This is a genomic window from Streptomonospora nanhaiensis (genome assembly GCF_026642255.1).
GTDB lineage: Bacteria > Actinomycetota > Actinomycetes > Streptosporangiales > Streptosporangiaceae > Nocardiopsis > Nocardiopsis tropica.
This window is the reverse complement of record NZ_CP113264.1, coordinates 5,327,034-5,342,108: the sequence shown is the minus strand read 5'-3', so window position 1 is coordinate 5,342,108 and position 15,075 is coordinate 5,327,034. Positions and strand designations below refer to the sequence as shown.

The 15,075-nt window shown below is 73.7% G+C and carries 14 protein-coding genes; 13 read left to right on the top strand and 1 reads right to left on the bottom strand.

All coding sequences use genetic code 11. The annotated features are described in order from the left end of the window. Positions 1 to 20 precede the first annotated feature (20 nt). The 13 genes from OUQ99_RS23140 (at position 21) to OUQ99_RS23080 (ending at position 13,825) form a co-directional block, all read left to right on the top strand. Positions 21 to 3,284: a sensor histidine kinase gene (locus OUQ99_RS23140; RefSeq protein ID WP_267950464.1), complete on the top strand. Its 3,264-nt coding sequence runs from the start codon at positions 21 to 23 to the stop codon at positions 3,282 to 3,284. A 232-nt stretch (positions 3,285 to 3,516) separates the two neighbouring features. After that, on the top strand, positions 3,517 to 3,918 hold the full coding sequence (locus OUQ99_RS23135) for a roadblock/LC7 domain-containing protein (RefSeq protein WP_014909276.1): 402 nt from the start codon (positions 3,517 to 3,519) through the stop codon (positions 3,916 to 3,918). A gap of 107 nt (positions 3,919 to 4,025) precedes the next feature. Next, positions 4,026 to 4,433 (top strand): DUF742 domain-containing protein, encoded by a 408-nt coding sequence (locus OUQ99_RS23130; RefSeq protein WP_267945894.1) that lies wholly within the window; start codon positions 4,026 to 4,028, stop codon positions 4,431 to 4,433. Positions 4,434 to 4,467: 34 nt separating this feature from the next. Continuing rightward, positions 4,468 to 5,061, top strand: a complete 594-nt coding sequence (locus OUQ99_RS23125) for a GTP-binding protein (protein ID WP_017565656.1) — start codon at positions 4,468 to 4,470, stop codon at positions 5,059 to 5,061. A gap of 100 nt (positions 5,062 to 5,161) precedes the next feature. Then, complete coding sequence (locus tag OUQ99_RS23120) at positions 5,162 to 6,901, top strand: DUF885 domain-containing protein (protein WP_267945893.1); 1,740 nt, start codon at positions 5,162 to 5,164, stop codon at positions 6,899 to 6,901. 195 nt (positions 6,902 to 7,096) lie between these two features. After that, entirely contained in the window at positions 7,097 to 7,669 is a 573-nt protein-coding gene (locus tag OUQ99_RS23115; protein ID WP_267945892.1) for an HIT family protein, read from the top strand. Positions 7,670 to 7,850: 181 nt separating this feature from the next. Further along, positions 7,851 to 8,501 carry a phosphatidylinositol phosphate synthase gene (gene pgsA / locus OUQ99_RS23110; protein ID WP_267950463.1) on the top strand — a complete coding sequence of 217 codons (651 nt, stop codon included), beginning with the start codon at positions 7,851 to 7,853 and terminating at the stop codon, positions 8,499 to 8,501. A 21-nt stretch (positions 8,502 to 8,522) separates the two neighbouring features. After that, complete coding sequence (locus OUQ99_RS23105) at positions 8,523 to 9,473, top strand: phosphatidylinositol mannoside acyltransferase (protein ID WP_267945891.1); 951 nt, start codon at positions 8,523 to 8,525, stop codon at positions 9,471 to 9,473. A gap of 7 nt (positions 9,474 to 9,480) precedes the next feature. Continuing rightward, positions 9,481 to 10,674, top strand: a complete 1,194-nt coding sequence (locus OUQ99_RS23100) for a glycosyltransferase family 4 protein (RefSeq protein WP_267945890.1) — start codon at positions 9,481 to 9,483, stop codon at positions 10,672 to 10,674. A gap of 61 nt (positions 10,675 to 10,735) precedes the next feature. Further along, a complete protein-coding gene (locus OUQ99_RS23095) occupies positions 10,736 to 11,269 on the top strand; it encodes a hypothetical protein (RefSeq protein WP_267945889.1) in 534 nt (177 codons plus the stop codon). A 186-nt stretch (positions 11,270 to 11,455) separates the two neighbouring features. Beyond that, a complete protein-coding gene (gene pdxS, locus OUQ99_RS23090; RefSeq protein ID WP_267945888.1) occupies positions 11,456 to 12,367 on the top strand; it encodes a pyridoxal 5'-phosphate synthase lyase subunit PdxS in 912 nt (303 codons plus the stop codon). Positions 12,368 to 12,470: 103 nt separating this feature from the next. Continuing rightward, positions 12,471 to 13,079, top strand: a complete 609-nt coding sequence (gene pdxT, locus OUQ99_RS23085) for a pyridoxal 5'-phosphate synthase glutaminase subunit PdxT (protein WP_267945887.1) — start codon at positions 12,471 to 12,473, stop codon at positions 13,077 to 13,079. After that, positions 13,076 to 13,825 carry a YebC/PmpR family DNA-binding transcriptional regulator gene (locus OUQ99_RS23080; RefSeq protein WP_267945886.1) on the top strand — a complete coding sequence of 250 codons (750 nt, stop codon included), beginning with the start codon at positions 13,076 to 13,078 and terminating at the stop codon, positions 13,823 to 13,825. The genes pdxT and OUQ99_RS23080 overlap by 4 nt, the downstream gene beginning before the upstream one ends. Positions 13,826 to 14,112: 287 nt before the next feature. Here the strand turns inward: OUQ99_RS23080 and OUQ99_RS23075 are convergent, their stop codons facing one another. Further along, positions 14,113 to 14,982, bottom strand: coding sequence for an alpha/beta fold hydrolase (locus tag OUQ99_RS23075; protein WP_267945885.1), 870 nt, complete (start codon positions 14,980 to 14,982; stop codon positions 14,113 to 14,115). Between the last annotated feature and the right edge of the window lie 93 nt (positions 14,983 to 15,075).

Sequence of the window (15,075 nt, the reverse complement as noted above, 5' to 3'; positions counted from 1 at the left end):
GGCAGCCACGCAACTGGCGGGTGCGCTCCCGGCTGGTGGCCCTCATCGTCATCCCCACCGCCGTGGCGCTCGCGCTCGGCGGACTGAGGGTCTACGAGGCAGCGGTCTCCACCGTCACCCACGCGCACATCGAGGACCGCGCCGAGATCGGCGTCCTCATCGTGCAGCTGGCCAACCAGTTGGGCCGCGAGCGCACCGCGAGCGCGGTGTACATCTCCGACAACGCCGACCCCGCGCGGCGGTCGGACGACCTCCGGCAGGAGATGGAGGAGCAGCGCAACGCGACCCGCGACCTCCAGCAGAGCCTCACGGCCCGGCTCGACGACATCGGCGAGGTCGAGGGCTCCCTCGCCAACAACCGGCTCACCGGCATGCGGAGCCAGATCGCGACCCTGGACGCCCTGCGCACCGAGGTCGACGAGACCCGCATCACGGTCCTCCCCGTCGTCACCAAGTACCGCACCGTCTCCCGCGCGCTGACCGAGTTCAACCAGACGATCGCGGACGACACCGGCGACACCGCCCTGCGCGAGAGCGTCCGGACGCTCACCGCGCTCTCCAACGCGCGCGACCAGCTCTCGTACGAGACGGCGCTGATGAGCCACTCGCTGGCCCGCGACTCGATGACCGGCGGCATCTCCGAGGCCATCGACTCCAGCCGCGCCCGCTACGAGAACGAGATCTCGAACTTCGTCCAGGCCGCCTCCACCGAGCAGCGCGCCGTCTTCGACGAGCACTTCACCGGCCTGGAGGTCAGCCAGGTCTCCACCATGCGCATGCGCGTCATGTACCGCGCCGAGCGCGACGACCCGCTGACCGGTGTGACCGCCAACGACGGCCCCGACGCGTACAAGGACATCGCCGACGTCGCGCTGGAGCGCCTCCAGACGGTCGAGGAGGAGATCGCCGAGGGCATCGCCGCCGAGGCCAACGACCTGCGGGCCGGCGCCATGATGCGCGCCCTCACCGACCTCCTCGTCGTCGCCCTGGTGCTTCTCGCCGTCTTCGTCCTCACCTCCCTGGTGGTCCGCTCCCTGGTGCGCCCGCTGCGCACCCTGGAGGACGGCGCCCGCCGGGTCGCCGAGCGCGACCTGCCCGACGCGATCAACCGGATGCAGGAGGCCGGCTCGGTCCCCGAGGCGGTCAAGGTCACCCCGATCGAGGTCGAGAGCAACGACGAGATCGGCGAGGTCGCCCGCGCCTTCGACGACGTCCACCGCGTGGCCCTGACCCTGGCCTCCGACGAGGCGGCCCTGCGCAGCAACGTCAACGCGATGTTCGTCAACCTGTCCCGCCGGAGCCAGACCCTGGTGGAGCGGCAGCTGCGCCTGATCGACGGCCTGGAGCAGTCCGAGCAGGACTCCGACCGGCTCTCCGACCTGTTCCAGCTGGACCACCTCGCCACGCGCATGCGCCGCAACAACGAGAACCTGCTGGTCCTCTCCGGTCAGGACAACACCCGCAAGTGGGCCCAGCCCGTCCCGCTGGTCGACGTCCTGCGCGGCGCGGTCTCCGAGGTCGAGCAGTACGAGCGCGTCAACGTGCGCGCCCCCTCCCACATCTCGGTGCTCGGCCGCCCCGTCAACGACGTCATCCACCTCGTCGCCGAGCTGGTGGAGAACGCCACCTCGTTCTCCCCGCACGACACCGAGGTCCTGGTCAGCGCCAAGACCCTCGACAACGGCGGCGTGCAGGTCGACGTCACCGACAGCGGCATCGGCATGGCCCCGGAGGACCTGGCGGCGATCAACGCCCGCCTGGCCGCCCCGCCGGTCATCGACGTCGCCGTCTCGCGCCGCATGGGCCTGTTCGTGGTCTCCCGCCTGGCCCACCGCCACGGCGTCAAGCTCAGTCTCGAGGAGGCGCACGGCGGCGGTACCACCGCCCACGTCACCTTCCCGCCGGACCTGCTGATCACCCCCGTCGAGGGGCAGCACGCCCTGGGCGTGGCCGACAGCCGGCCCGAGCTCACCTCCGGGGCGCCGGACACCTTCGCCGACGCCCAGGCGGCCTTCGCCTCCAGCCCGGCGGCGAGCGAGCCCGGCGACCCCTGGCAGACCCAGGGGGCCGACTCCGGCGCGGGCGACTTCGGCGGACTGCCCAAGCGCCAGCCCGGCACCGTCCGCTCCGACGAGCACCCGCCCAGCGGCCAGGACCTCTGGCAGAGCAGCGGCTCCGACGTCTGGGGCACCGCCAAGGGCTCCGGGACCACCGGGGCGGACGCCGGCGCCAACGGCCGACCGGTCGTGGACCCCTACGACACGCCCGAGGACGACGACCGGGGCCCGAAGCCGGAGACCGGCGGACGCAGCCTCTTCGACCCGGCCCCCCGCTCCGACGCGGGGAGCGACTCGCCCTTCCGCGACAACGGGTCCGCCGACCGCTCCTCCGACACCGGAGCGTTCGGCCGTCCCGCCGACACCGGGTCCTTCCGCCGTCCCGTCACCGACACCAGCGCCTTCCGGCGCCCGGCCGGGGCCGCCGACTCCTACGACGCCTTCGGCAACACCGGGTCGGCGTCGCAGAGCGGCGGACAGTCCGAACGGAGCGTCTTCGGCAGGGACGAGGGCGCGGGCCGCGACGCGGGGGCCCACGAGCGCCCTGCGGCCCCGGCGCGAGGGGACGACACCGAGACCTTCCCGGCCGTCGCCTCCGACTGGAACGCCGGAACCCAGCAGCCCCAGGCCCCCTCGTCCAACGAGACCGGGAACTGGCGCTCGGGCGGCGGCGACACGCGCGAGGGCTACGGCTCCACCGCCTACCTCTCCCGCCGCTACGGAGGGACCCAGGGGCCGAACAACACCGTCGTGCCGCCGAGCCCGTCGGGCGAGGACAACGACTCGCTGCCGATCTTCGACGCGATCGAGTCCAACTGGTTCAAGCGCCGCACAGGCGGGCCCACCGTGGACACGACCGAGACCGGTCCGATCCAGCAGGTCGACCCGAACCAGGACCGCCGGGCGCAGCCGACCCGGTCGGCCCAGCGCCCCCAGCCCGCGGCGAACGGTCAGGACACCCGTTCCGAGCAGGAGTGGAACTCCGCGGCCGACCGCGGCTGGAAGGCCGCGCGCACCGCAGCCGAGCCGCTCGCGGGCGGCCTCACCACGTCGGGCTTGCCAAAACGGGTTCCCAAGGCAAACCTTGTCCCAGGAACAGCCCCCAAGCCGGAGAACTTCAAGCAGATGCCCACTCGTAGTGCGGACCGTGTCCGAAACCGCTTCTCTGGTTTCCAGAAGGGTGTCCGCGACGGCCGGAACCAGCTCGGCGAAGGTACGGAGGAGTGACCCCAGTGCAACCTGGTGGGACGGGGTCCCCCTTATTCGGGGAAGCCGGATGCAATAGCATCTACCGAGCTTCTCGGACGCGCCGCACCCACGGCTTGACCAGAGCAGAACACCAGACTCCCGGCCACCCCCACGGGAGGGGCCGGGCAGTTCCTAGAGGCAGTGCTGTCACATGCCGTGCCGGCGGTAGCAGTGCCGAGAGACCAAGCCGGCGAATTGGACAGGAGATCAGATGAGTCGACAGGTGAATGAACTCAACTGGTTGATCACTGACTTTGCCGACCGGGTCCCTGACGTCGCCCACGCGATCGTCGTCTCCTCAGACGGCCTTCCGTTGGCCTCGTCGGCGGGGTTCCCGGCTGACAGGGCCGACCAGCTGGCGGCGATCGCCTCCGGTCTGTCGAGCCTGACGCAGGGCGCGGCCCGGGTGTTCGAAGGTGGGGCGGTCGCCCAGACCGTGGTGGAGATGGAGCGGGGGCTGATGCTCATCATGGCCATCAGCGACGGCTCCTGCCTCGCGGTCCTGGCGGCGGCGGAGAGCGACCTCGGCCTGGTCGCGTACGAGATGACCCTGCTCGTCGAGCGGGCGGGGCGGGCGCTGACACCAACGGCGCGCACCTCGGGAATCCACTGATCCACCACCGACAGGAGGAAGTGGTGGCACCTCACAGTAGAGATGCCGGGAGCGCCTCGTGGTTCGGACAACAGCCGGGCGGACCCCCCACCGGGGGGACGCCGGCCGTGCCGGGCGGCGGAGATGTTCCTCGACCAATCCAACAACAGTACGAACAACGACCCGCGGCGGGGAGCGCGCCCAGTTCTCTGGTCCGCCCCTACGCGGTCACCAAGGGACGCACCAAGCCGAAGTCGCAGCTTCCCCTGGAAGCTCTGATCTCGGCGACCGCCGCGGCCCGTAACGAGTCTGGGACGCTGACGCCCGAATGGCAGGCGATCAGCGACCTGTGCCGGGAATGGCGTTCCGTGGCGGAGATCTCCGCGCTGCTGCGGATGCCGCTCGGCGTGGCGCGGGTGCTTGTGGCGGACATGTCCGAGCAGGGACTGGTCCAGATCAGGTCCTCGCTCAACAACGAAGCCCGTCCCAACACCAACCTGCTTGAAAGGGTGCTCAGTGGACTTCGCAAGCTCTAGCCCAGCCGAGGAAGGCGGTGCTGGGGGGAACGCGATGACGTCGGTCAAGATCGTCGTCGCCGGGGGCTTCGGTGTCGGGAAGACGACATTCGTTGGCTCCGTCTCCGAGATCGTGCCGCTGACCACCGAGGCGGTCATGACCAGCGCCAGCGTCGGGGTGGACGACCTCGCCAAGACGCCGGACAAGCAGACCACCACCGTGGCGATGGACTTCGGCCGCGTCTCCCTCGACTCCGACCTGATCCTGTACCTGTTCGGCACACCCGGACAGCACCGGTTCTGGTTCATGTGGGACGACCTGGTCAAGGGTGCGATCGGCGCCGTCGTGCTGGTGGACACCCGCCGCCTGGCGGACTGCTTCCCGGCGATCGACTACTTCGAGGAGGCGCGCCTGCCGTTCATCGTGGGGATCAACGGCTTCGACGGCTACTACCCCCACGCCGCGGACGAGGTCCGGGACGCTCTGACGCTCAGCCCGGAGATCCCCATCGTCCAGGTGGACGCCCGTGACAAGGCCTCCACCAAGTCGACGCTCATCACCCTCGTCGAGCACGCCATCACGGTGGGGGACCCCGAGGGCGCCGCAGGACAGCCCACTTCCACGGGCGGTCAGAACTCCTGGCGTTAGCCCGCAGGCTTCTGGGCCAACCCGGGCCGGGGTCCCGCACAGAGCACGGCCCGGTTCCCGCGACGCGGGAACCGGGCGTCCGTGCTGGCATCATGGCGGGATGAGCTCTTCCTCCCAGCCCGGCGCAGAGGCGATGACACGGCGGTTCCGCGAGGTGGCCGAGCGGGTGCTCGACTTCCTTCTCGACGACGCCCCCGAGTGGGCGCTCGACCTGGGCGACCCCCGGGGCGCGGCCCGCCTCTCCGACCTGTCGGCGCAGGCCGACGCGCACCGCGTCGCGGTGCTCACCGACGCCCTCGGCTCCCTGGACGAGATCGACGGCGACCTCGTCCCCGCGGGCGACCTGGTCGACCTGGAGGTCCTGCGGTCGAGGATCAGCGCGGACCTGTGGCACACCACCGAGCTGCGGCCCCGCACGTGGGACCCGCTCCTGTACTCGCCGGGAGAGGCCCTCTACGCCCTCCTGGAGCGCGACACCCTCCCCCTTTCCGAGCGCCTGGCCGCCCTGGCCTCGCGCTGCGCCGCGCTGCCCGACTACCTCGCCACCGCGCGCGCCCGCCTGTCCGAGGGACCGGGCATGCCCCGTGTGCACGTCGAGACGGCCCTGGCGCAGCTCGACGGGGCCAGGGCCATGCTGGCCTCGGGCGTGCCCGCGCTGGCCGCACAGGAGCCGTCGGCGCCCTCCCGGCTCGAACCGGAGCGCCTGGCAGCCCTGGCCGCGGTGGAGGAGTACGCGGACTGGCTCCGCGGCCGGATGGAGGGGGCCACCGCGGACCCGCGGCTGGGCGCCCGGGACTTCGCCGCCCAGCTCTGGTACACGCTCGACTCCGAGCTGTCGCCCGACGCGCTCCTGGTGCGCGCCGAGAGCGACCTGCTGGCCACGGAGGAGGCGATCGCCGAGGCGGCCGCCGAGTACGAGGGCCGGCCCCGCCGCGAGGGCCAGGTGGCGGACGTGCTGGCGGCGCTCGCCGCGGAGAACGCCACGGACGCCGACACCGTGCGCCCGGCCTGCGCCGACGCGCTCATGCACCTCGACGGGCGTGTGCGCGGGCTCGACCTGGTGACGGTGTACGACGACCCCGTCCGGATCATCCCGATGCCCGAGTCGCGCAGGGGCGTGGCCGTGGCCTACTGCGACCCGCCCGCCCGCCTCCCCGCGCCCCCCTCCAGGGACGCCTTCGGCGCGGTCGTCCCCACCCCGCTGGACCCCGCGGTCCTGGAGCGGCCGACGCTGGTGGCGGTCGCCCCGCCGCCCGCCGACTGGCCGGCCGAGCGCCGGGCGTCGTTCTTCCGCGAGTACAACGCGAGCATGCTGCGCAACCTCATGGTCCACGAGGCGGTGCCGGGCCACGCGCTCCAGCTCGCCCACGCGGCGCGCCACACCGGCGGCACCCGGGTCGGCAACGTCCTGTGGAGCGGCACCTTCATCGAGGGGTGGGCGGTCTACGCGGAGGAGCTCCTCGCCCGGCACGGCTGGGCCGAGGACCCCCGGGAGAACCTGGCCCTGCGCCTGGTGCAGCTCAAGATGCGCCTGCGGATGATCCTCAACGCGATCCTGGACGTGCGCCTGCACACGGGCGACCTGGCCGAGGCCGAGGCGATCTCCCTGCTGACGCGGCGGGGCCACCAGGAGGAGGGCGAGGCGGTGGGCAAGTGGCGCCGGGCCCAGCTCACCAGCGCGCAGCTGTCCACCTACTACGTGGGCTACGCGGAGGTGTCCGACATCGCCCGGGACCTCGCCGCCGCGCGCCCCTCGCTCAGCGAGCGCGAGCGGCACGACGCGATGCTCGCCCACGGCTCCCCGCCCCCGCGCCACCTGCGCACGCTGCTCGGGCTGTAGGGGCCCGGGCCGGGGAGGACGGGCAGGACACGGCCCCTCCCGCCGGTCCGGGAACGCGACCGGGGCCGCGAACCGGGCGGGCCGGGGCGCCTCCCGGGGAGGCCGCCGCCCCGCGGCACGGCGGCACGCCCGCGCGCGGGCCCTCCTATGCTGGGGACGCGGAGAGTACGGTCAGGCGACGGAAACGGACGACCCATGAACGGTGCCGAGGACGGGCGGGACGACCAGTGGGACGCCCCCGGAGCGGGAACCGGTTCCCCCGACGGCTGGGACCGCCTGTGGACCCCGCACCGGATGGCCTACATCAAGGGCGAGGGCAAGCCCACCGGCTCCCGCCCCGAGGACGGCTGCCCCTTCTGCCGCGCCCCGGCGCTCACGGACCCCGAAGGACTCGTGGTCGCCCGCGGCAAGAGCGCCTACGCGGTCCTCAACCTCTACCCGTACAACAGCGGCCACCTGATGGTGTGCCCCTACCGCCACGTCTCGGAGTACACCGGCCTGGACGAGGACGAGACCGCGGACGTCGCCGCGCTCACCCGCGCCGGCATCCGCGCCCTCACCGCGGCCTACCGGCCGCAGGGCTTCAACGTCGGCATGAACCTCGGCACCGCGGCGGGCGCGGGCATCGCCGCCCACCTGCACCAGCACATCGTTCCGCGCTGGGGCGGCGACGCCAACTTCATGCCCGTCGTCGGCCGCACCAAGGTGCTGCCCGAGATGCTGGAGCAGACCCGGGAGAAGCTGGCCGACCACTGGCCCCGCGACTAGACAGCCCCGAGCACCGACCGCGCGGCGGCCCCAGGGCCGCGACAACGCACGGCCGCGGCGCCGCCCCCGGCCCGGCACCGGGCGGTCCGGTGGCGCGCCACCCCCACCGGACGCGGTTCCCACCCCCGGGGCCGTTCCCGCCCTACGATCACAAGAAGCCATGCTGAGAATCCTTCGCCCCATCACCTCCCGGGTCACCGCTCCGCTCGGACGGAGCCTCGCCCGGATCGGCCTCACACCGAACCTCGTGACCATCATCGGCGCCACCGGCGTCGTCATCAGCGCGCTCTACTTCTACCCCCGCGGCCAGCTGTACGCGGGCTCGGTCGTCATCACCGTGTTCGCGCTCTTCGACATGCTCGACGGCGCGGTGGCGCGCGCCAACGACAGCGGCAGCGCGTTCGGAGCCTTCCTCGACTCCACCCTCGACCGCGTGGCCGACGCCTCCATCCTCGCCGGGCTGCTCTGGTGGTTCATCGGCGACGGTGACGACCCGCTGCTCGCCGGACTGACGCTCTTCTGCCTGATCAGCGGCTTCATGGTGTCCTACATCAAGGCGCGGGCCGAGGGACTGGGCGTCAACTGCGACGTCGGCGTCGCCGAGCGCACCGAACGCCTGGTGATCATCCTGGTGGCCGTGGGGCTCAGCGAGCTCGGCGTGCCCTACGTCCTGGCCGGCGGCCTGTGGCTGCTCGCCGGGATGAGCCTGCTCACGGTCCTCCAGCGCCTGGTCGAGACCAGGGCCCGCCTCAACGACCCCTCCTACGTCGACGTCACCCGGAGCACGGAAGGCACGGCGGAGGGCACCGACGACACCGTCGGCGGGGCCTGAGGAAAGGACGGGGAGCACGACGTGGACGAACGCTGGGCCGATCTGGCCTACTCCGCGGGCTGGGAGCTGGTCCGACGCGCCCCCGAGGGGGCGGGCCGGGCCGTCTTCCGGCACCTGGCCGACCGCTCCTGGCGCGCCCACGACGGCGGGACGCGCGGCCTGGAGCGCAACCTGCGCCGCCTGCTCGGCCCCGGGGCCACCGACGCCCGGCTGCGCGCGCTGTCCCGGGCGGGCATGCGCTCCTACATGCGCTACTACTACGAGATGTTCCGGCTGCCGGCGATGGACGAGCGGTACATCCTCGGCCGCACCCGGGCCACCGGCATCGAGGTCCTGGAGAAGCACATCGGGTCGGGCCGGGGCGTGGTCGCCGCACTTCCCCACATGGGCAACTGGGACCACGCCGGGGCCTGGATCACCCTCCGGGGCACCCCCCTGACCACCGTCGCCCAGCGGCTGAGCCCGGAGAGCCTGTTCGAGCGGTTCACGGCCTACCGCGAGTCCCTGGGGATGGAGGTGCTGCCGCTGACCGGCGGAGGCAACACGGTCGCGACCCTGGCGCGCCGGCTGCGGGACGGCGGGCTGGTCTGCCTGCTCGCCGACCGCGACATCCACGGCACGGGCCTGGAGGTGGACTTCTTCGGGGAGCGCGCCCGCGTGCCCTCGGGGCCCGCCGCGCTCGCCCTCAACACCGGGGCCGCACTCATGCCGGTCTCGCTCTGGTACGACGGCCCGTACTGGAACATCCGCGTCCACGACGAGATCCCCGTCGCGGAGGGGCCCACGCGCTCCGCGCGGATCCAGGCCACCGCGCAGGAGCTGGCCCGGGTCTTCGAGGGCGCCATCGCCGAGCACCCCGAGGACTGGCACATGCTCCAGCCGGTGTTCAGCCTCGACCACGAGCAGGACCGACTGCGGCGCCCGGGGGCCGGGGCCGCCGACCTCCGTCCCCCCGGGCGCCGGAACGGGTGAGGCGCACATGCGGATCGGCCTGGTCTGCCCCTACGCCTGGGACGTCCCGGGCGGGGTGCAGCAGCATGTCGGGGACCTCGCCGAGGCCCTGACCGGCATGGGGCACGAGGTGTCGGTGCTCGCCCCGGTGGGCGACGCCGGGACGGCCGTGCTCCCCGACCACCTCGTCCCCGCGGGGCGGCCGGTCCCGGTCCCCTACAACGGGTCTGTGGCCAGGCTCAGCTTCGGTCCGCGCACGGCGACACGGGTCCGCCGCTGGATCTCCGAGGGCGGTTTCGACGTGCTGCACGTCCACGAGCCCTCGGCGCCCAGCGTCTCCCTGCTGGCGTGCTGGGCTGCGGACGGCCCCCTGGTCGCCACGTTCCACACGTCCAACCCCCGCTCGCGGGCGATGGCCGCGAGCTCCCGGGCCCTGCGCTCGGCGACGGAGAAGATCAACGGACGCATCGCCGTGTCCGAGGCCGCCCGGCGGACCCTGGTGGAGCACGTCGGCGGGGACGCCGTGCTCATCCCCAACGGGGTCGCCGTGCGGGCCTTCGAGCACGCCGACCCCCTGCCGGGCTGGCCCGGGGAGGGCGGCTCCCTCGGTTTCCTCGGCAGGCTGGACGAACCGCGCAAGGGCCTGGCCGTGCTGCTGGACGCCTTCGCCCTGATGGCTCCCGCGCGCCCGGGCCTGCGACTGCTGGTCGCGGGTCCCGGGGACCGGGAGGCGGCGCTGGCCGGCGTCCCCGCAGGGCTCCGGGAGCGCGTCGTACCGCTCGGCCGCCTGGACGACGCCGACAAGGCGCGCGCGTACCGCTCCGCCGACGTCTTCTGCGCCCCCAACCTGGGAGGGGAGAGCTTCGGCATCGTCCTGACCGAGGCGATGGCGTCAGGGGCGGCGATCGTCGCCAGCGACATCCCCGCCTTCTCCGCGGTGCTGGAGGGGGGCGACGCCGGAGACCTGTTCTCCGCGGGCGACCCCGCCGACCTGGCGGAGCGGGCGGGAGCGCTCCTGGACGACCCGGAACGGCGCCGCGCCCTCTCGGCGGCCGCCCGCAGGGCGGTGCGCGCCTACGACTGGGAGACCGTCGCCGCCGACGTCGTCCACGTGTACGAGACGGTGCTCGCGGGGCAGGGGACCGGTGACGGGCGCCGCCCGGGGGTGCGCCTGGACACCGGGCCCCGCGCCACGGCTCTGCTGCGGAGGGGGTCGGTGTGAGCGGGACCGGAACCGCGGATCGGGGTGAGCGGCCCTGATCGAGGACGTCCTCTTCGCCGCCGTGGTCGCCTGGGCGGTCCTGGCCCTGGCGCTGTTCGGGTTCTACCTGTCCTGGAGGGCCACGCGCCTGCACCGCCTGCACCACCGGGTCGACGTGGCCCGCGCGGGGCTGGAGGGCGCGCTGGCGCGCCGCCGGTCCGCCGTGCTCGCCCTGGCGGGGGCCGGGTGCGTTCCGCGGGCGGGGGCCCGTGCGCTGGAGGAGGCGGTCGCGGCGGCCGGCGAGGCGGGGGAGCGGCGCCTCGACCTCGCGGAGAGCAGGCTCTCCCGGGTCCTGCGGGACGTCGTCGAGGAAGCGGGGCCCGGGGGCGCGGCGTCGGCGCCCCCCGTGCGGGCCGAGGTGGAGGCGGCGGCCAAGGGCGTCCACATCGCCCGCACCTTCTACAACGACGCCGTCTCCGACACCCGCCGGGCGCGCCGCTCCAGGATCGTCCGCGTGTTCCGCCTGGCGGGCACCGCGCCCCTGCCGGACTACTTCGAGATCGACGACCGTCCGCCCCGGACCGCGCCCCCGGCCGCCCGCCCCGACACCCTGTAGAACCCCGGTCCGGGAAACCACCGATCTGGCCAAAGCCCCCGAAAGGGGGTGGAACTAGGATGGGGGGCTGGTCGACCCGGGGTGCGCGGCACCGACGGTGCCCGCGTGCCACCGCGCGGCCGCCGCCCCCGCTGCCCGGCGACCGCAGGCCCCCAGCGGCAACTCGACGAACGGGAGTCCACAACCGTGGCCAACAACGCATCGAACAGCACCGAGGCAGTGGTCGGTACCCAGCGCGTCAAGCGAGGCATGGCCGAGCAGCTCAAGAACGGCGTCATCATGGACGTCGTCACGCCCGAGCAGGCCAAGATCGCCGAGGACGCCGGCGCCGTCGCGGTCATGGCCCTGGAGCGCGTCCCCGCCGACATCCGCAGGGACGGCGGCGTCGCCCGCATGTCCGACCCGGACATGATCGACGGCATCACCGCCGCCGTCTCCATCCCGGTCATGGCCAAGGTCCGCATCGGGCACTTCGTCGAGGCACAGGTCCTGGAGTCCCTCGGCGTCGACTTCGTCGACGAGTCCGAGGTGCTCACCCCCGCCGACGAGGCCTACCACATCGACAAGTGGGCGTTCACCGTCCCCTTCGTGTGCGGGGCGACCAACCTCGGCGAGGCGCTGCGCCGCATCGCCGAGGGCGCGGCCATGATCCGCTCCAAGGGGGAGGCCGGGACCGGCAACGTGGTCGAGGCGACCCGGCACATGCGGTCCATCCGCTCCGAGATCAAGCGCCTGGGCACCCTGGACGAGGCCGAGCTCTTCGGCGCCGCCAAGGAGCTGCGCGCCCCGTTCGAGATCGTCAAGGAGGTCGCCGGCCTGGGCAGGCTCCCCGTTCCGCTGTTCTCCGCGGGCGGCGTGGCCACCCCGGCCGACGCCGCCCTCATGCGCCAGCTCGGGGCGGAGAGCGTGTTCGTGGGTTCGGGCATCTTCAAGTCCGGCGACCCGGCCCGGCGCGCCGACGCCATCGTGCAGGCGACCCTGCACTACGAGGACCCCGCCGTGATCGCCCGCGTCTCCCGCGGTCTGGGCGAGGCCATGGTCGGCATCAACCTCGACGAGCTCTCCGACGCCCAGCGCTACGCCGGACGCGGCTGGTAGACCCGGGCGCCCCGGCGCCCCGGGCGGGAGGCGGTCCCGCGCCGGTGCCGCCTCCCGCCCTCCCCGTCCCCGCTCCCCCCTCAGCCGACGAGTGAGGCCGTTCGTGACCAGCAGACCCACCATCGGAGTCCTCGCCCTCCAGGGCGACGTCGCCGAGCACCTGCGCGTCCTCGACACGCTGGACGTGCACACCGCCGAGGTGATCTCCCCCGACCAGCTCGACACCGTGGACGGCCTGGTCCTCCCCGGCGGGGAGTCCACCACGATGTCCAAGCTGGCCGTCAGGTACGGTCTGCTGGAACCGCTGCGCAAGAGGGTCCGGGCGGGGATGCCCGCCTACGGCACGTGCGCGGGCATGATCATGCTGGCGGACCGCGTCGAGGGCGCCGTCGAGGGGCAGGAGACCGTCGGGGGGATCGACATGACGGTCCGCCGCAACGCGTTCGGGCGCCAGACCGAGTCCTTCGAGGCGTCCGTGGACATCGACGGCCTGGACGGCGCGCCGTTCGACGCGCTGTTCATCCGCGCGCCCTGGGTGGAGCGGACGGGCCCCGAGGTCACGGTGCTCGGCAGCGTACCGGGCCCCGACGGGGCCGGTAGGATCGTCGCCGTACGACAGGGCGGCCTGATGGCCACGTCCTTCCATCCCGAACTGACCGGCGACGCGCGCATCCACCGCCTCTTCGTCGACCTCGTGAAAGGACATGCATGAGCGGCCACTCCAAGTGGGCCACCACCAAGCACAAGAAAGCCGTCATCGATGCCAAGCGCGGCAAACTCTTCGCCAAGCTGATCAAGAACATCGAGGTGGCCGCGCGTACCGGTGGTGGGGACCCCGACGGGAACCCGACGCTCTACGACGCCATCCAGAAGGCGCGCAAGAACTCGGTGCCGCTCGACAACATCGAGCGCGCACGCAAGCGGGGCTCCGGCGAGGAGGCCGGCGGCGCCGAGTGGCAGACCATCATGTACGAGGGCTACGCCCCCGGCGGCGTGGCGCTGCTCGTGGAGTGCCTGACCGACAACCGCAACCGCGCCGCGTCCGAGGTGCGCGTGGCGGTCACCCGCAACGGCGGCAACATGGCCGACGCCGGATCGGTGTCGTACATGTTCAACCGCAAGGGCGTCGTGATCGTCCCCAAGGAGGGGACGACCGAGGACGACGTCACCCTCGCCGTGCTGGACGCAGGGGCCGAGGAGGTCGAGGACCTGGGCGAGGCGTTCGAGATCGTCTGCGAGGCCACCGACCTGGTGCAGGTGCGCACCGCGCTCCAGGAGGCCGGCATCGACTACGAGTCCGCCGACTCCAGCTTCCTGCCGACCATGGAGGTCCCGGTCGACGCCGAGACCGCCAAGAAGGTCATGCGGTGCGTGGACGCGCTGGAGGACTCCGACGACGTGCAGAACGTCTTCACCAACGCGGACATCCCCGACGAGGTCATGGCCGAACTCGGCTAGCGCGCCGGCCGCGGGCGTGGCCGGCGCGACACACGGCCCCCGGCCCCGCTGATCCCGTACCCGTGGCGGGTCCCGGCCGACGGCCCGCCACGGGTACGGGATCGCGGCGGCAGGGGTGGGACCGCGGACCCCTCGGACCACCGCGCCGGGGGACCCCGGGCGGGCCGCGGGGCCGTCACCGCCCGTGCCCGGCCGCCCCGCGACGGCTCCACCCGTCGCGCGCGACGCGGAGGAGACCGGGCGCGGACGCCGGTGGCCGAGCCCCTCCGCGCGGTCGCGCCGCGGGTTCAGCCGCCGCCCCTCCGGAGCAGCTCGCGGACCTGCTCCGGAGCCTCGTGGAGCACCAGGTGCCCCGCGTCCGCGATCTCGTGGACGCCGGTGTCCAGGAGCCGCCGGGCCGCCCCGCGCAGGAGCGCGGGGGAGACGACGCGGTCGCGTGCCCCCGTCGCCACGGTCACCGGCGTCCCGCGCCAGTCGCGGAACTCCTCGCCCCGCAGCAGCCCGGGCACCGTGTCCGCCCGGCAGTGGCGGCCCACCAGCGTCATCCACTCCGCGAGCGGCCCCGGCCCGGCCGGCCCGCCCCACGCGCCGATCAGCCGGGCACTGGTGTCCTCACCGGGGCGGAGCCGCCACGCGCACGTCGCGCGCAGGCGCCCGGGATCCCTCGCCGGGGCGGCCAGGCCGGCCGGGTTGACCAGCAGCAGGCGGTCCACCAGCGGAGAGGGCGGCGAGGACAGCACGGCGGCGGCCCCCAGCGCGTGTCCGAGGAGGACCACCGGGCGGTCCGTGACCTGGGGCAGCAGGGCGTCCAGCCACGCGCCGTAGGCGGCGGCCCGGCCCCCGAGGGGGCGGAGGGGGGAGCTCAGCCCCGGCTGCCCCGGCAGGTCGGCGAGGATCACGGTGCGGTCCCGGGCCAGGAGCCGCGCGGCGCCGGTGAGGGTCGCCGCGCCCAGACCCGCACCGGGCAGGACCAGGACCGGGACCCCGCCACCGCCGCCGAGCACGTGGACCCGGGTGCCGCGGCCGTCCGCCACGATCCGGGGCAGGGGACGCATCCCCGGGCAGGCGGCCAGCTCCCTCTCGCACCACGAGCGCACGGCGGCCTCGCCGGATCTGGAACGGTACACGCGCACGTGTGCCGGGAACGGGGTCGACATCTCTCACCTTCGGACGGCAGGCCGCGGCGCGCACGGGACCCGGAGCGGCGGGAGCCGTCCGGGGCGCGCCGGGGCACGGGAAGCGGCCCGGCC